The organism is Desulfovibrio intestinalis, assembly GCF_014202345.1.
Taxonomy (GTDB): Bacteria; Desulfobacterota; Desulfovibrionia; order Desulfovibrionales; family Desulfovibrionaceae; genus Desulfovibrio; species Desulfovibrio intestinalis.
In genome coordinates, this window is sequence record NZ_JACHGO010000005.1 from 234,406 (window position 1) to 251,525 (window position 17,120).

15 protein-coding genes are annotated in these 17,120 nt (G+C 50.9%); 8 read left to right on the top strand and 7 right to left on the bottom strand.

The window, feature by feature from the left end; all coding sequences use genetic code 11:
* Positions 1 to 17 precede the first annotated feature (17 nt).
* Complete coding sequence (locus tag HNQ38_RS09350) at positions 18 to 1,484, top strand: DUF438 domain-containing protein (RefSeq protein WP_183719734.1); 1,467 nt, start codon at positions 18 to 20, stop codon at positions 1,482 to 1,484.
* A 759-nt stretch (positions 1,485 to 2,243) separates the two neighbouring features.
* On the opposite strand, the gene HNQ38_RS09355 is transcribed toward HNQ38_RS09350, so the two are convergent.
* From HNQ38_RS09355 to HNQ38_RS09370, 4 genes are read right to left on the bottom strand one after another with little or no spacing between them, the layout of a single operon-like run.
* Positions 2,244 to 3,080 carry a lysophospholipid acyltransferase family protein gene (locus tag HNQ38_RS09355; protein ID WP_183719736.1) on the bottom strand — a complete coding sequence of 279 codons (837 nt, stop codon included), beginning with the start codon at positions 3,078 to 3,080 and terminating at the stop codon, positions 2,244 to 2,246.
* Between the two features lie 2 nt (positions 3,081 to 3,082).
* Positions 3,083 to 4,306, bottom strand: a complete 1,224-nt coding sequence (locus HNQ38_RS09360; RefSeq protein WP_183719738.1) for a replication-associated recombination protein A — start codon at positions 4,304 to 4,306, stop codon at positions 3,083 to 3,085.
* Positions 4,303 to 5,058: a 16S rRNA (uracil(1498)-N(3))-methyltransferase gene (locus HNQ38_RS09365; protein ID WP_183719740.1), complete on the bottom strand. Its 756-nt coding sequence runs from the start codon at positions 5,056 to 5,058 to the stop codon at positions 4,303 to 4,305. The genes HNQ38_RS09360 and HNQ38_RS09365 overlap by 4 nt, the downstream gene beginning before the upstream one ends.
* Positions 5,055 to 6,773, bottom strand: a complete 1,719-nt coding sequence (locus HNQ38_RS09370) for a hypothetical protein (RefSeq protein WP_183719742.1) — start codon at positions 6,771 to 6,773, stop codon at positions 5,055 to 5,057. The genes HNQ38_RS09365 and HNQ38_RS09370 overlap by 4 nt, the downstream gene beginning before the upstream one ends.
* 284 nt (positions 6,774 to 7,057) lie before the next feature.
* On the opposite strand from HNQ38_RS09370, the gene HNQ38_RS09375 reads away from it, so the two are divergent.
* The 3 genes from HNQ38_RS09375 to HNQ38_RS09385 all read left to right on the top strand — a co-directional run bounded on the left by HNQ38_RS09375 (position 7,058) and on the right by HNQ38_RS09385 (position 10,182).
* Positions 7,058 to 8,095 carry a GAF domain-containing protein gene (locus HNQ38_RS09375; RefSeq protein ID WP_183719744.1) on the top strand — a complete coding sequence of 346 codons (1,038 nt, stop codon included), beginning with the start codon at positions 7,058 to 7,060 and terminating at the stop codon, positions 8,093 to 8,095.
* A gap of 2 nt (positions 8,096 to 8,097) precedes the next feature.
* Positions 8,098 to 9,123 (top strand): rod shape-determining protein, encoded by a 1,026-nt coding sequence (gene mreB, locus HNQ38_RS09380; RefSeq protein WP_183719746.1) that lies wholly within the window; start codon positions 8,098 to 8,100, stop codon positions 9,121 to 9,123.
* Between the two features lie 273 nt (positions 9,124 to 9,396).
* A complete protein-coding gene (locus HNQ38_RS09385; RefSeq protein ID WP_183719748.1) occupies positions 9,397 to 10,182 on the top strand; it encodes an inositol monophosphatase family protein in 786 nt (261 codons plus the stop codon).
* A 37-nt stretch (positions 10,183 to 10,219) separates the two neighbouring features.
* Here HNQ38_RS09385 and HNQ38_RS09390 read toward each other — a convergent pair whose 3' ends face one another.
* Entirely contained in the window at positions 10,220 to 10,732 is a 513-nt protein-coding gene (locus HNQ38_RS09390) for an NUDIX hydrolase (protein ID WP_246388083.1), read from the bottom strand.
* Between the two features lie 28 nt (positions 10,733 to 10,760).
* Here HNQ38_RS09390 and rimI point away from each other — a divergent pair, with 28 nt between their 5' ends.
* The 4 genes from rimI (at position 10,761) to HNQ38_RS14215 (ending at position 13,588) form a co-directional block, all read left to right on the top strand.
* Entirely contained in the window at positions 10,761 to 11,204 is a 444-nt protein-coding gene (gene rimI, locus HNQ38_RS09395) for a ribosomal protein S18-alanine N-acetyltransferase (RefSeq protein WP_246388084.1), read from the top strand.
* 16 nt (positions 11,205 to 11,220) lie between these two features.
* Positions 11,221 to 11,988: a triose-phosphate isomerase gene (gene tpiA, locus HNQ38_RS09400; protein ID WP_183719752.1), complete on the top strand. Its 768-nt coding sequence runs from the start codon at positions 11,221 to 11,223 to the stop codon at positions 11,986 to 11,988.
* Between the two features lie 55 nt (positions 11,989 to 12,043).
* Positions 12,044 to 12,409 carry a preprotein translocase subunit SecG gene (secG, locus tag HNQ38_RS09405; RefSeq protein WP_183719754.1) on the top strand — a complete coding sequence of 122 codons (366 nt, stop codon included), beginning with the start codon at positions 12,044 to 12,046 and terminating at the stop codon, positions 12,407 to 12,409.
* 627 nt (positions 12,410 to 13,036) lie between these two features.
* A complete protein-coding gene (locus HNQ38_RS14215) occupies positions 13,037 to 13,588 on the top strand; it encodes a Smr/MutS family protein (RefSeq protein ID WP_246388085.1) in 552 nt (183 codons plus the stop codon).
* Positions 13,589 to 13,825: 237 nt separating this feature from the next.
* Here HNQ38_RS14215 and HNQ38_RS09415 read toward each other — a convergent pair whose 3' ends face one another.
* Together HNQ38_RS09415 and mutS are read right to left on the bottom strand one after the other, a co-directional pair.
* Entirely contained in the window at positions 13,826 to 14,239 is a 414-nt protein-coding gene (locus tag HNQ38_RS09415) for a DnaJ family domain-containing protein (RefSeq protein ID WP_183719758.1), read from the bottom strand.
* Positions 14,232 to 17,021, bottom strand: a complete 2,790-nt coding sequence (mutS, locus tag HNQ38_RS09420) for a DNA mismatch repair protein MutS (RefSeq protein WP_183719760.1) — start codon at positions 17,019 to 17,021, stop codon at positions 14,232 to 14,234. Before mutS ends, HNQ38_RS09415 begins: the two co-directional genes overlap by 8 nt.
* Positions 17,022 to 17,120: the final 99 nt, after the last annotated feature.

Sequence of the window (17,120 nt, forward strand, 5' to 3'; positions counted from 1 at the left end):
AACAAGCAGAGGTAGCCATGTTGCTGACCAAGGACACCAGTATTTACACCCTCACCAAAGACTATCCTTTTCTCATTGACTCGCTGGCAACGCATAACAAGAGTTTTGAAAAGTTAAAAAATCCTCTGATGCGCCAGACAGTGGGGCGAGTTGCGTCTGTAGAAAAAGCTGCTGGTATGGGTAATGAGAGTGCGCTTTCACTGCTCTTGTTTATTGCTGGCGAAATAATGATCAATACCGGCGAAGCTGTTGAAATTGCGCCTCCTGCCAGTATGAATACGCAGTCGGGTGACAGAAAGTTGCCTCAGAAAGAGCGCATGGCCGCGCTCAAGGAAATAATTAAAGATCTTCACGACGGCGTGGAGTTCAGCAAACTGCAGGACAAATTCAATCAAACCGTTGGTGATATTTCGCCACAGGAAATTGCCGCGCTTGAGCAAACCCTCGTGAACGAAGGATTGCCAGAGGCGGAAATAAAAAGAATGTGTCACCTGCATGCAGCCCTGTTCCAGAATGCGCTGGAAGAACAGCAAATGCCTCCGGTTTCGCCGGGACACCCAGTTCACACGTATTTGAAGGAAAATTCTCAGGTAAAAAAGCTTGTTGCTGAAATAAGAGAAGTTCTGGGCACGTCCAAGGAGCCTGCTGAATCTGAATGGCCTTTTATGATTGGCCGCCTCAGCTTTCTAACTCAGGAGCTGGCAGGCATTCAAACCCACTATGTTCGCAAAGAAAATCAGCTGTTCCCGCTGCTTGAAAAGCATGATCTGAGCGCTCCCGGCAAAGTTATGTGGGAAGTGCACGATGACATCAGAAACAAATTCCGCCGTACGCAGGAGCTTTTAGCTGAAAAAAGCAGAGTGGACGGGGCCGCAGCCTTGCATGACCTGGTTGATGAAGTTGATGAGATGGTAAGGAAAGAAGAAAATATTCTTCTGCCCATGTGCCTGCAACTGCTCACCGAGGAAGACTGGAGCCGCTGCCGCCTGGGTGACGATGAAATTGGCTACTCATTCGGTATAATGCCCGAAGGTGAATGGACTCCGGTAAAACCAGCGGAAACGACAAGCCGCCCAGACCTTGTAGATCTTTCTACAGGACAGCTGCCGCAAGAAATTGTGGATGCCATTTTGTGTAATCTGCCAGTGGATGTCAGCTTTGTTGGCCCAGACGACAGGGTTGCCTACTATTCTGACAGCGTGCATCGTATTTTCCCAAGAAGCGCCGCTGTTATTGGACGAGAGGTAAAAAACTGCCATCCCTCCAAGTCTGTTCATATGGTCACTGAGATACTGGAAGCCTTTAAAAGAGGAGAGCGCGACAAAGCTGAATTCTGGCTGGAACTTGGCGGCAAGTTCATCCATATTCAATACTTGGCGCTCAAAAACAAACAGGGAACATATCTGGGCTGCCTTGAAGTAGGGCAAGACGCCACACACTTGCGGTCTTTGACCGGGCAAAAGCGCTTGCTTGAATGGGAATGACCGGGCAATAGCGGTCAGGTATTTACAAAAAGGGCAAGGAGTATACAACTCCTTGCCTTTTCTAACGTATTTTTTCTCAGTTCTCACTATTGTAAATACTAGCGAAAAACTTCGTTCTGTGCGAAACTCAACTGCTTCTAAAAACAGGGCGAAGGCCTTATTAACGTTCGCGTGCGGAAGGAAATGTATGGAAAAACAGCTGCGAAAAGCCAAGGACAGATGCTTTCTGTATGCCATTGGCGTTTTTTTTCTGGCATGCTGGGTAATTTTGAAACTGCATGGTTATCTTAGCGGACTGGGCTATGAAGACCGCTCAACCCCCATGCTGTTCATTGATTCAATGCTGTATTTTATGCTCTTTTTTGCGGTAATGACAGTACGGCCAGTCTCCAGCTATCTTTTTTCACTGTATTGCAAAAGACTTCAAAAGAAAACGGAAACAACAGAATCCGCTGCGCAAGGTGGCTAGTCCTTCCCGGTCGGTATTCGCTGTGCATGCGAACCTAGCCAGTTTAAACTGAAATTTTAAAACGCCCCACCGACATATCATCGGCGGGGCGTTGCGTTATTCTGTCATGAGATTTTTGAATTTAGCTATGCGCGCTCAGCAAATAGACACCTAAAGAGTAAAAATCTTAAAATATTTCTGCTCGTTGCCCAATCAGATGAGCCGATTTGCCATCGCAACTGTCATTGTTTGGGGCTGATTCGCCATACTCGCGCTTAATAGTTTCCTGCAACGAACATGTTTCTGCGCCTTTAACTGGGCACCGTGGCGTTAATTCCATCATGTTGCTGCCAGCCTTCAAGGTAGCACGCGATGTGCTGACAGATAGCCGCGTGCTCTTCTTTGCCTTGCCCCTGAATATACATAGGTTTGGCGAAAGAGTAGCGCACAGGCATGCCTGGCTTTACAGGCCCCAGTTCTTTTATCTTTCGGCCCTGTCCCCATGCGTCTGTTTTCAGGGCAATAGGAACCACTGGCACCCCTGCCTTACGGGCAAGCTTGACACCAATGGAGTTGAAGTGACTCTGGTCAAAGACCAGCGACCGCGTACTTTGGGGAAAAACAATGATGGATATCCCTTTTTTGAGTCGCTCAAGGCCACCCTCAAGAACAGCAGTCAAATCTTCTCGAGGATTGGTACGCCCCACAACTATGGGGTCACGCGAACACATGACAGGTCCAAAAAGAGGCATGGTCGTTAAGCTTTTTTTAACAACAAAGGTTACGGGCCTCCTTGGCCGTATCATGCCCGGCAACATAAATGTTTCCAGCGTGCTCATATGGTTGGCCACAAAGAGGCAAGGTCCATCCACCTCATTGATGGCATCCATACCCTGTACTTCAATAGGGCAGCCAATGCGCTCCATCAACTCAGAAACCCACACACTGGCGTGTACCCAGGCAGCGTCATCACATTGCCCCTTGGCAGCTTTGGAGCACAACCAGCGCAAAGGCCCACCAAACAGGCGGCTATAAAAACTGATGGAAGGGAATAGGCGGGTGAATAAGCCCACGCGCGCGTCATGGCTCGCATAGGTGTTACCCGTAAGAAATTTTTGCGCAAAAGCGCCTTCAACAAAACGATGCATGCCTAGTCTTCCGTTTTTTTGATTTTATGCAATTTGCGCCACCACTGAGAAAGGCGAGGCTCTTCACCGTTGTCGCGGGGCTGATAGAAGCGGCGTCCTTCCAGCTCTGGCGGCAAATAAGACTGTTCGATCCAAGAATCTGGATAGTTGTGGGGATACTTGTATTCTTTGCCGTATCCCCATTCTTTTTGCAGTTGTGTTGAAGGATTGCGCAGGTGCAAGGGCACAGGGCGTGGCCCGTTTAGTTTGATTTCTCGTTGAGCGTTGAGATACGCCGCATACGACGCGTTACTTTTGCGGGCCATTGCAAGATACGTCACGGTTTCTGCCAAGGGAATAAAGCCCTCCGGCATGCCCACGAACTCCACGGCCTGCTGGCACGAAACGGCCAGGGGCAGCGCATTGGGGTCGGCCAAACCAATATCTTCCGAAGCCGAAAGAATAAGACGCCGGCAGATAAAACGAGGATCTTCACCGCCCTCAAGCAGGCAGGCAAGGTAGTAAAGGGCGGCGTCAACGTCGCTGCCACGAATGGACTTAATAAGAGCTGACGCCAGTTCGTAGTGATTGTCGCCATCCTTGTCATGACGTACCAGCACTTCCGGCAGGGCAGCCTTAATATGCTCAAGCTCACGCAAATCCGCGGGCAAGGCGGCAACGTATTCCACAAGATTCAGCAAAGTGCGGGCATCGCCGTGAGCAACGCCAGCGAGCAAATCTGCCAGTTCCTCGGACATTTCTGTCTGCAAATCTGCAGCGCCACGTTTTGCCAGTTCAAGAAGTTCCGCACGCCCCAGAGGCCGCAACCGCAATACATGAAGCCGTGAAAGCAGCTGCCGTGTGACACTGAAAGAAGGGTTCTCCGTAGTCGTTGCCAGCAGGGTCAATTCGCCTGATTCGACAAGGGGCAGAAAAAAATCCTGTTGCGCCTTGGAAAAGCGGTGCAATTCATCCAGCACTAGAATGTCTACGCCAGAAAGTGAACGGCGCAGGTGTTGCAAGCCAGCTTCAGGGGCGCTGAGACGTAAAAAATTTTTGCCAGTTGATTTCGCCAGCAATAAGGCAAGAGTGGACTTGCCACAGCCAGGAGGGCCAAAAAAAAGAAGACTCGGCAAACGCTGCGCTTGCATGAGTGAACGCAGCCGCCCACCCAGATGGGTTTGGCCTAGAAAGAGAGCCAAATCATCCGGGCGCATACGCTCGGGCAGGGGCTTGTTCACCGTCATGAACGCTCCGTCCCGGGAAGAGAAGCCTTTGGCAACTGTGACGCCCACCAGTGAATGCCAAGACAAAGGGTTGCCGCTGTTTCACAGCGCAACACACGAGTCCCCAGGCTCACAGCAGAAAAACCTGACACTCTGAGAGTATCCAGTTCACGAGCAGAAAAGCCGCCTTCGGGGCCGATAACATATACGGTCAGGCCGGGTTGTCCTGCCATATTGGGTGAAAGCATGGGTACATTGTCCTGGGCTTCCCACGGCAAGATGCGATAGTCTGCATTGGCTGCATACTTGGCGAGATCGTCCACTCCGCCTTTAAGTATCTTCACCTCAGGCAACCAGGGGTTGCCACACTGCTTGGCTCCGGCAATGAGCTGCCCGAGACAGGCCTCCTGCACAGAGGCGGAAAGGCTGCCCTGACTGTGATCGCCTTGCCACAACCATATGCCGGAGGCTCCCAGTTCCACAGCTTTTTCCATAAAAAAGCCCCGTCGCACGGCCTTGCTGAAAGCAAGAGCCACTATCGCGCGGGCTTCGGGCTGAGACTGAAAATTTTCGTCCACACGTTCTAGGTCGACATTTTTTTTGCCAACCTTACGCACAACAAAACGGCCCTGCCGCCCCTGACCATCCAGAAGTCCCACTTCGCTGCCAGGGGCAATCCGCAAAACCTGACTCAGGTGACGGGCTTCCTGACCTTCAAGCCGCACCTCATGTCCCCACAGTTCAGGGGGAAGATAAAATAAAGCCAAACTCATGCTAAAATGCTTTCCTTACCCACCCGCGCCTTGCGCACAGCTTTAAAGCCATCTTGCAAGGAAACGAGGCGTCCATAATTTTTTCGAATCTCAATCCCGGCAGGAGTCAGACTGTCCTCCGGGGGGTCAAGGTACTGGCGCTGGAGATAGCGATCACGCAGCATCTTTTCAACGCAGTCAATGATACTGTCCACCAGTACCGGAAAGAAATTGACAACTTCAAATTTCAGTTCATTGAGCAGCGCCACGGCCTCGCTAAGCATCTGCCTGTAGGTGATGTGAACGCCCTTGCAGCTACGCGTGCACAAATCCTCAAGAATGCGAACTCGCCGAGCCTGTTGAATATAGCTGAACCGAGTGCACACTTCCTGATAGAGGTCACGCAAGCTTTCAAAAGCTTCGTCATTGTCAGGAGAATAAAGATAGTTACACAACACCTTGCTGACATTAGAAAAAAACTCGTCGCTATAGCTTATCATGCGGCGCTGATGTTTGGTCAGCCAGCTATACAGAAATTTGAGCCTTTTTTCATGCGTATCGGTGTTTTCCACCACTTCAGTACGCTTGAAGGTAATACGTCCTGTGAATTCACCGCGCACAATATCGTTGAGGCGCAGGAACATATTGGAAGTATCTTTAATCAGGTTCAGTCCAGTAAGCGGTTCCCCTGTAAGCGGGTGCAGTACTTCCTGGGCCACTACTGAAAGGGCGCGGTCTTGGCGTACGTTGCTAGAATCAAAAGTATGCTGGCGATATTTAACGCGCAGAATCACCACACGCCGAGGCTTATCAAGAAAAAAACCATCGCGGTCTATAATTTCAAGAGCTTCGTCATGGTCGGCATCTACAGCCACCAGAGCAATTTTTTCCAGCATGGGATACCGCTGGTTACCACCTGTAGATATATAGGTGGTCAAGGTGCGGTCAGTTTGCCCAAGAACCCGCAAAAGAAAATGCTCGCCCATTTTGTGCAGTTTACGCGTAAAAAGCGCACTGGAAGTACGCCGTTCCGACACAATAGGAAAGCCATAAAGCTCCATAAGATACTGATATACAAACATGCGGTTTCGTTCATAAATTTCGCTATCACCATAAACAAACTTGCCTATGCGAATGCCGAACCGCTTGAGTTCACTGTCAATATCAGAGGGAAAAGAAGCAAAAACGCCAGCCAGGTGAAATTGGTTATCCGCATCCCAGGCCAATACCTGAGCCCTGTCCATATTGAGAAGGTAGGGCATAAGGGCAGGATAACTTTCAAGCTGTACGGTATCTGTAGAACGAAACTGCTGGCGAAAAACATCCTGATGAATACGCGGCAGGCGTGAGGCAAGGGTTTGCAGGTTCTGACCCATTACCTGATTTTCCAGTGGGCAACTCGCGCCTTCACCTTCAGTAATGACCGGGTGCAGCCTGTCAAATTGAAAAATTTCAGAAAAATAATCCAGCTGGCGTGCAAAGGCCACCATAGCAAAGCCCGGCAGCTCTCTGTACTCAAACATGTCGTTGTCAAAGGAGGGCAGAAGTTCACGTCCCTCCACAACTGGATAGTTCTTGTTTTCCTGGTAGGGCTTCACCAGGCAAAATCGCACATGCACAGCATCAAGAAAATTTTTGAGAGGTTCGAGGTCGCTGATGGCAACAGGGGCGGACAAGCACGTTGCATCCCGCCAAGGTTGACCATTCTTGCTGAAAACCTCTTGCCACTTAATCATTTGTACACCTGCATATCAGTCTTTCACAATTTTTTATACTTATTTTAAAAATAATTCCAGTAGTCATACTTGATAAATAAATATTTCTCACAAGAGTCAAGCCCTTACAGGTATCAATATTCCATTTTTGTGATTTTTCCGTTTACTTTTTTTGACTGCTCAACTTGGCCTGCCGCCTTAAGTGTAAAAGAGCAGTTGCGGGGGGCGATACGCTTTGCTACAAGAGATGAGCTTATTTAATATATTGGGCGGCCAGTCCGCATCACCATAAAATCGACAGAACCATGACTGAAAATCCATTGGAAAAGCATATACTCAGTATTGTTTGCAGCGTTTTTGACGCATACTCGGTTGTTTTATTTTTGCCTGACGAAGAAGGCGAAGGGCACCACCTCGCTGCTTCCTTCAGCCTTGGCGACAAGGTTGGAGCCAACGCTACCATATTGCCTGGCAAAGGCTTGGTGGGCTGGATCATACGCAACAGACAGCCGCTTCTTGTGCCCAATTTCGATCAACGGCAGAGCAATCTCGGCTATTACTCCGGTGGCGAAGAGGCCAGCATCAAGGCCTTTATGGGGTGCCCCGTACCAACCGGGGGCGCGTTGTGTGTTGACAGCAAAAGGCAGTATTCTTTTTCAGACAAAGATCACAAAATATTGCAGATGTTTGCCGAGTTGATAGCGCGGCAGCAGGGCAGCAGGGGCCGTCAGGATATGGCTGGCAACATTCCACGTTATTTTGTGGAGTTGGGCGTCATACAGGATTTGCGCTTCCGCTATAAGCGCTGGCCACAATTCTTGCAGAACTATCTGCGCATAATGGTTGAAGCTACTGGCTTTGACTACTGCGCATTTGCCTCAGTGGACACTCCTGGCGAAACATATTGTGTTGAGGCAGAATCGGCACGCCTTCTTCTTGAAGGGCCGGAGCCTCTCATCCTGCCAATGGGCAGCGGCATAACCGGCTGGGTTTTTCATAACGACCAGCCCGTTGTTGCAGAAGGTGTAGAGGGAGCCCCCTCAGCCGTACTGTTTGGCAAGCTGCCCGATATGCCCGATTTTCAGGCGGCAATCTGCATGCCCGTTATGGTCAACAAAAGTACTCGTGGGGTGTTGTGCTTGGCGCACACCCAACCCCGCCAGATTGACGAATCGATGCGCAGCTTTGTGCGCCAGGCAGTCGACCACCTCGCCCTTTTTCTGGAAAACCTATACCTCAAAGTACGTTTGCGTACCATGCTGCCCAGAGCTCGTGTGCACAGCGACGGCCCTCAGGCATATGACCCTGACAGCGCCCCCATGCCACCTCAAAAAGAATACTAGCTATGTTTCTGCGGCGCTTTTTCCGTTTTTTGTCGAAAGACATAGCCATGGATCTTGGCACCGCCAACACCCTGCTTTACACCAGGGCGCATGGCATTGTCGTCAATGAGCCGTCAGTTGTGGCCCTTGACGCCCAAACGGGCAAAGTCCTGTCTGTTGGAACAGCAGCCAAAGAATATATTGGCCGAACGCCACAGCGCATCCGTGCAGTACGGCCAATGAAAGATGGCGTTATTGCGGACTTTGACGTCACTCGAGCCATGATTTCCTACTTTGTGCGCAAGACCATCACAGGCCTTCGCCTGGTCCGGCCTTCCATGTCCATCTGTATACCCACAGGTATCACCCAGGTTGAAAAAAGAGCAGTTATTGATGCGGCCATGCTGGCTGGCGCTGTTGATATTTCTATGATTGAAGAGCCGATGGCCGCGGCCATTGGAGCGGATTTGCCCATTCACGAACCCTTGGGCAACCTGGTTCTGGACATCGGGGGCGGTACGAGTGAAGTGGCAGTTATTACATTGTCCGGCGTTGCCAACACCCAATCTGTGCGTGTGGCTGGAGATGCGATGAACGTAGCTGTACAGCGCTTTATGCGTGATGCTTTTCGTATGGAAATTGGCGACAATACGGCTGAAAATGTAAAAAAAATCATCGGCTCAGCCATACCCATTCCCAATGCTCCCATCCTGGAAGTCTCAGGCAAGGATATGGTACGCGGCGCCCCGCGAGTGGTTAAAGTAACAGAAGCCCATATTCGTGAAGCCTTACGCGAACCAGTTCAAGCCATTCTTGAAGTTGTTTTGCGCGCCCTGGAAAAAACACCTCCTGAATTGGCCGCTGATATTTACCGCAACGGCATGCTCATGGCTGGCGGCGGTTCGCTGCTCAAGGGGCTCGACCAGTATATTGCCCGTGAAACTCGACTCAAGGTCTTTGTGGACAAAGATCCCCTTACCACAGTGCTTCGTGGCACGGCTAAAGCGATGCTTGACCGTGAAACTTACCGGTCCGTCTTTATCAACTAGAGCAGATTAATTTTGAGAATATAATATATTCTCGAAGGTTAAGACACGCTCGCTACGTCGCTCAACCTAGAAAACTATTTGCAGTTACGCCTTCACGACGGGCGTCTGCTCGCGCAGCCGCAGAGTATTTCAAAGTTAAAATACTCTAATCGTCACCCAAATGCCATGAGCGTTTAAGCAGAAGCGTAGAAAATAAATTGAAAACTTGTTTTACTTGTGTCTGATTAAAGTGATGGCAAGCACGCCCTCGCTATCTTGAAATAAGGATTTCTTATGATTGATGCTCATTCAATTCTCAAAAACTGTGTGGACATTGTACTGCAAAGCGGAGAAATCATACGCGAACACTGGGCACTACCCAGCAATGTACGGCATAAGGGCAGCATTGATCTTGTCACTCAGACCGATTTGGCCGTAGAGGCCTTTTTGAAGGAAAAACTGGTGGATCTGGTGCCAGGAGCATGCTTCTTGGCAGAAGAAAGCAGCGAAGACGATGAAGCGCCTGCTGATCTTTGCTGGATTATTGACCCCGTTGACGGCACAACCAACTTTGTACACCGCATCCCTCAAGTAGGAACTTCTGTAGCCTTGTGGCACAAGGGGCGCGTTGAGCTTGGCATTGTCAATGTACCCATGTTGCATCGCTGCTACTGGGCAGTACGGGGGCAAGGGGCTTTTTGCAATGGCGAACCCATTTCCGTAAGTGGAGTGGACAGCCTTAACGACGCTCTGGTAGGCACAGGGTTTCCCTATGACATCGCCAAACGGCTGCCGGAAGTAATGGAGCGGCTTGCTCTGGTATTGCCCATAGCTCAAGGCGTACGACGCATTGGCGCGGCATCGATAGATCTGGCCTATGTTGCCAGCGGGAAACTGGATATTTTTTACGAAGCAGGGCTCAAGCCTTGGGACTTCGCAGCAGGTATCCTGCTTGTGGAAGAAGCGGGAGGACGCATCAGCAACCTTACTGGCGCACCTTTGCGCTTTGGCGACCCGCTTCTTGCCAGCAACGGTCGTTTGCATGCTTTGGCTGTTGATTTGTTGAGCCCAACAACATAGCCACAGAAATTTACAGGCCAGAATCTGCTGCTAGCCATCAACGAAAAAGATACCCGCCCCCGATGGCAGCGCGCATAATGGGAGAGAGCAGGTCGCCGAAGTGCGCCTCCAGCCCCTGTAGTTCATCCTGATCTACCAACAGATGTCTATCGCGTGCGGCAGCTCTTGAGGTAACAATAGAGCGCGACAGACAGGCTGTGTACAAATGCAGAAAAGTCTGACCGTTTTCTTCTGAAGGCGGCATGAGGCCCAAACAGGCAAGTCGACCACTTTCTTGGCCCCATTCTTGAAGCAGAAGTTCTTGAACACAGCTTTCACACGCCATGCCTGCTGGAACATGTCCGTATGACGAAAAACTCCAACCCTGCTCAGACAGGGTTAACAGTGATCGCCCGGTTCTGTCTCGAACAAGCAGCACGATTGTGCGGTGCGGCAAATGCTGACGCAAAACATCTTCTTTTGCCATGACACACAGCGGGATATTGTTGCAATCAACCACTTCTAGAGATTGAGCAGGGTTTTTAAGACCTCTATAAGGAATAGCTTTCATGAATTTGTCCGCAGGGCAGGCGTGTCGCATGCAGCAACTTGAAGCATCCGATGCCGAAAAAATGTCCGCAATTGAGCGGGAGTGTTTTACATTGCCTTGGTCTGAGGAGCAGTGTCGCGCCGCCTTTACGCAAAAAGCTTTTGCTGCTTTTGGCCTTTTTTGCGGCGCAGATCTCGTAGGCTACATCTCCATCTATCATACAGGAGATGAACTGGAAATACTCAACCTGGCAGTGAGGCCGCATATCCGGCGTCTTGGGCACGGAAAACGCATTCTGCGCACGACCTTGCGCCTGGCCCGCAAAATGGATATTCATAGAGTCTTGCTTGAAGTACGAAAAGGAAACAAGGCTGCCATTTCATTATACGAAGGCTGTGACTTTCAACATGTAGGGCAGCGCCGCAACTATTATGCCGATACAGGGGAAGACGCCCTTATCTACCTATGTGAGCTGAACTCCTGTCAGTCTTAACGTGCAAGAGGTATATATGCATAAAATTATCGCCGCCAACTGGAAAATGTACAAGGATCGAACTGAAGCCGCCACTACTGCAGGTGAGATTGCTGCGGCTTTGCCTGACGTTCTGCCCAAAGAACGCCAGGTCGTAATCTTTCCGCCTGTCACTTCCATTGAATGTGTTGCTCAGGCTTTTCGTGGGCACAAATCACTGGCCGTGGGTGCGCAAAATTTCTATCCCGCGCCTGAAGGCGCATTTACGGGTGAAGTTTCTGTTGGCATGTTGCGTGATGTTGGTGCTGAATGGGTGCTTGCTGGACATTCCGAACGCAGGCATATCTTTGGCGAAACAGATGAAATGGTTGCCCGCAAGGCCATATTCTCACTTAGCCACGGCCTGAAAACCATGCTGTGCATTGGTGAAACTCTTGATGAGCGTGAGCAGGGAAACCTCTATGCTGTTCTTGAACGGCAGCTGACAGCTTTTTTTGCGGCCAGGCCAGAAGGAATGACTGGCGACGCCCTGGTAGGGCGCTTGGCCATTGCCTATGAGCCCGTATGGGCTATTGGCACGGGCAAGGTTGCGGGCCCAGGTGAAGTGCGTGAAGCGCATGGCGTTACCAAGGCACTGCTTGAAAAATTTATTGGCAAAACTGGCAAGAAATTGCCTGTTCTGTATGGCGGCAGCGTCAAGCCAGACAACGCCGGAGCTCTTATTGCCCTTGACAACGTGGACGGTCTTTTGGTAGGAGGAGCCTCTTTAGAGGCGCAAAGCTTCCTACAAATTATCGGGGCCTGATGCCCAACTCTTCTGGCGCGCCATCGGGCAGTAGCCGGACGGCGAGGAGGAATACGTGCAGACTCTCATTCTTACACTGCATATCATTGTATGCGTGTTACTCATTATCCTTGTACTTTTGCAATCTGGCAAGGAAGGCATGGGTGTCATATTTGGCGGAGGCAACACTTCTGTTTTCGGCAGCGGTGGTGCTGGCGGCATTCTTGCCAAGCTTACCACGCTCATGGCGGTGATCTTTGTTATCACCTCGTTGAGCTACACCTATGTTACCAGTTCGCGCCCCAGCAGCGAGTCCACCATTCTTAATGTAAAAATTGAAGAGCCTGCTGCGCCCAGAACCACTTCGGTTCCCCCTGTTACTCCTGCAGCACCTGCTGAAACACAGGGCGCTCCGACCAGTACGGTGCCTGCGGGGCAATAGCACATCCTGTCATAAACAAAAAAAGCCGCGGCACGCCGCGGCTTTTTTTTCAAGCTAAATTTAATCGTGGGGTTGACCATGTCCGACTCCTTTGGCGAAAATCCTTTCAAGTCCCTTAATATTAGTACGCTTTCAGAGAAAAAGGCAGCAAAATCCGCCAGCCATCCTGTCGCTACAAACAAGAAAAATAAACGCACAAATCGCGGACTCATTGAAGATGATACACCCCACTGCGACGATGAAGAGCGGGCTCTTTTCTTGCGCTCTGTGGGGCAGGTGCTAGCAACAGAAGCGAAGCAAAGCCGGGGCAAGGCTGATATGCACCATGGCTCTGGCGCTTTTTTGCTTGAGGAGCATGGCGTTTTGCCCGCATCAAAAGAATTGAAAAAAAAGCATACAAAATCTGGCTCTACCATAAAAAAATCGAACCCAACAAGTACTGGAACGCAATATGGAGACCAGAAAGATAAAACGACATATAAGGAAAAACCACTTGCTGACCCCCAAAAATTGGGGACACACAAAAGCCTAGGCGCGCACGGAGCGTCCAAGCCCCCAGCGCAAGGGCAAGACACTGCTTCCGATTCTTGGAATTCGCCAGAGTCCAGCGAAGAAGATTCCATATTCATGCAAGCCGTGGGAGGAGTCATCCCCCTTCAAGGGCGTGGCCGTGATGTGGTTCCTGTTCCAGAAGCGAGCACGCCTCCGCCCAACGGGCAGATCAGCCTTCAGGACTTTATGGAAGGCAAACTGGAGTTTGCCCTGTCCTTTACTGAAGAATATATTGAAGGACATGTTGTTGGTCTGGACCAGATGACCATAAACAAGCTACGCGCAGGTTCTTTCAGCCCCGAAGCGCATTTGGATTTGCACGGGTTAAATGCCGTGCAGGCATTTGAAGCCTTACGCGGATTTCTTCGTGGCAGCTGGTACAAAGGATTACGCACAATACTGGTAGTGCCCGGCCGAGGGCGCAACTCACCTGATGGGGTGGGCATTTTGCGGGAAAAATTGCAAAGCTGGCTAACTCAGGATCCCTTTAAGAGGGTGGTGCTTGCCTTTTGTACAGCACAGCCGCACGACGGCGGAGCGGGAAGTGTTTATGTTCTCTTGCGTAAATACAAGAAAAAAGGACATATTTATTGGGAGCGCACGCCCGCAGATTCCGATCTTTATTAGAGTATTTTAACTTAAAGAAAGTTTAAATGCTCTAACGTTGCACAAAAGAGCAGTGCGCCATGACGCGGCATGAAATTTGATGAAATTTGATGAAAATTGTACTATTGGACAAAATAACAACTTTGAAATAAAAATATTTCAAAGCAAATCCGCCTTAAAGCAATCTCATTTGCGATGTTAATGCCATCTGAATGGCTCTTGTCGCAGGACTTTTAAGGCACGCAAAAGGTGCAAACCTCATGCGGACCCTGTTTTTTCATTGACGGTAGCAGACAGTTTGTCCAGCAATCTATCGTAATAAGGATCATCCTGTTCAAGCTGCAAATGACGCTGATAACGCATTTTGGCGCGAACTACCATAAAGCGCAGCTTTTGCATTTGCTGTACGCGTTCCTGTTCATCCTTGCAGGAGTCCAGCAGATCCACAAGGCGATTCAATTCTTTGCGCTCAGCCAATTCAGGCGGCAGGCATCCAGCATTGCTTAGAATTTTGTAAGCCATGCGCAAATCTTCGGGCACATGACTCATATCCTCTAACTGCAAGGGGCGACCACGCCCTGGCAGGTTATCAAAAATGCCTTGCGCCTGAGCTTCTTCAATGCGCCTTTCTGCAATGAACTGAATGACAGACCAGGGATTAGCTTCAGCCACGGTTTTCTTCCTCACCAGCATCATTCTGACTGCCCGATGGTTGAGCGGAAAGGCCAGCAGAAGAACCACCCCAGAGCTTCTTCCACTCCATAAGCGTTTTTAACGCGTCAAGAGGGCTTAGTTCTTCGGGCTGCATATCACGCAGCAGTTCAACCACTGGATGATCTGCACGCGGGGGAGCCGCCTGAAGGTAGGGCAAGTCGTCCGTTTCTTTGACCTTGGTTTCAGGCAAATCCAAACCAGGCAAGCATACTGCGGATACAACGGCCTTGCGCGCAACATCACGCCCACGTTCCAAGTTGGCAAGGATAGCTCTGGCCCGCTGTACCACAGGGCCAGGCACGCCTGCCAGTCTGGCTACCTCGACACCATAGCTCCGATCGGCAGGACCGGGCACAAGCTTGTGTAAAAAAAGGATGTCGCCACTGTACTCGCTGATGGCGATATTCATTGTAAAAACACCGTCCACGCGCCCCTCAAGGGCCGTTAGTTCGTGGTAGTGCGTGGCAAAGAGCGTGCGCAACTCAGCCTGTGCCCGTTTGGCCAAATCTTCGACCATGGCCCAAGCAAGGGCCACACCGTCGTAGGTGCTGGTGCCTCGCCCTATTTCATCCAAAATGATGAGGCTGCGCCGCGTTGCCTGACGCAGAATGCGCGCTGTTTCCATCATTTCAACCATAAAAGTACTTTGCCCCTGGGCCAAGTTGTCAGAAGCCCCTACGCGGGAAAACAACCTGTCGACCAAGCCAAGTTTCGCCGATGTGGCCGGGACCATTGACCCCATTTGCGCCAAAAGGCAGATAATGGCCACCTGACGCAACACTGTGGACTTGCCAGCCATGTTAGGCCCTGTGAGCAAGCACAGACGGCGTTTATCTTCCAGGCGAAAATCGTTGGGCACAAAATTGGCGCGACCAAGCATGGCTTCGACCACGGGGTGACGGCCTTCGCGAATGTTCAGGTTGGCATCTGCAGTCAATTCAGGGCGGCACCAGCTATTAATACGGCCGACCTGGGCTAGGCTTTGCCAATAATCGAGATTGGCAATCAACTGGGCCATGTGGGTGATACGTTCTCGCTGCTGCGCCATATGCTGACGAAGGTCTTGAAAAAGCGAGTATTCAAGCGATTTGCGTTTGTCAGAGGCAGAAAGCAGCTCTTCTTCAAGACTTTTAAGAGCCTCAGTGGTGAATCGTTCGGCATTGGCCAGACTCTGCCGCCGAATAAAGTGGTAAGGCACGGTGCCGCTGTGCGCAGCCCGCGTTACTTCAAAATAATAACCGAAAACACGGTTGTACCCCAGCTTGAGTTTGGCAATGCCTGTTGTCGTTTGTTCTTCCGCAAGCATGGCCTGCAACTTTTGCTCGCCGTGTTCAGCCAGGTCCAACAATCTGTCCAACTCGGCATTGTAGCCACTCTTGAAAAGGCCGCCATCTGTGATAACCGGGGGCGGACTGTCCACGAGGGCGCTTTGCAGAAGAGCCGTGCAGTCCTCCATTGCGTCCCAGGTCTTAAGAATATCTGCTACGGCGCGGGGCGCCTCCACAGCGGCGCCGCCGATTTGCGTAGCATCGCCATCTTGGTCGGGACGTTGAAGAATGGACGCAACCGAACTGTCGCTCAGAGCGGCCTGAACCTGCGGCAGGGCGGCCAGACTGTTACGCAAGGCGATAAAGTCCCTGGGGCTACCCTGATTGAGGCTTATACGAGTAGACAGCCGCTCCATATCGTACACACTTTTGAGAGCTTCCCGCAGGGCAGCGCGACGGCCATCATCGTCATAAAACCAGGCTACAGCATCTTGAATGCGCGTAATGGGCGAAGCTTCACGCCAGGGGTGGCGCAGCATGTCTTCAAGCAGACGGCCGCCCATTGGCGTCATCGTGTCATCCAGAACATGCCGCAAGGTTCCTTTTCCTTTACGGCCATTAAGGCGGGTAAAAATTTCAAGGTTGCGCTCGGTCACTTCGTCGACCATAAGGCGACGGCTCAAATCAAGACGCTGAAAAGGTTTGAGGTGTTCAGGGTCACGCATTTGCGTTTGCGTAAGGTAGGCAAGTAAAGCGCCGCAGGCACGCATTATTTCATTGTGCCCAGCAAGGCCCAGTGCACCAGCTTCCCGTACTCCCTGAGCCGTCAGCACTCGCTCTGTAGCGCGCTTCAAATCAAAAAGGCTCACAGGCTGACGTACAAGACGCACGCCTTCAAGCAAGGTGCGGGGCGGTGGTTGCAGGCCTTCGGGAACTAACAGCTCGCGAGGCGCCATTTTTTGCACCCACTGCCACAGCTCCGCCTGACGCTTGAAGTCCACACCAGACCATTGCCCCGTGGACACGTCCACCCAGGCAAAGCCGCCACCTTCGGAGTCGGCTCCAGGGCAAAGTGCGCCAAGATAATTATGGCTCTTGGTATTCAAGTTGGCGTCATCTAACACAGTGCCTGGCGTCTTCACGCACGTTACAGCCCTTTTAACAAGCCCCTTTGCTGTTTTGGGGTCTTCTATCTGATCGCAGATGGCAATGTGATACCCCTTATCCACAAGTTGAGCCACATACGCATCCACTGCGTGCCACGGCACACCACACATGGGAATAGGATTTTGAACATCCCTGCTACGGCTTGTGAGCGTAATTTGAAGCTCACGGGCTGCAACTTCGGCATCACTGAAAAAGAGCTCATAAAAATCACCCATGCGGTAAAAAAGCAGAGCATCAGGGTAGTCAGCCTTGATGCTCATATAATGCTCGAACATGGGAGTCATCTTAAATGTGGGTTCAGACATGGCAGTGTTTCATAGCAAGAAGGGTTAAAAGTATCCGGCGCTAATAAGGGGATGGCGCTGCCCGCAATTATCAGGCAGCGCCAAAAAGCGGATATATAA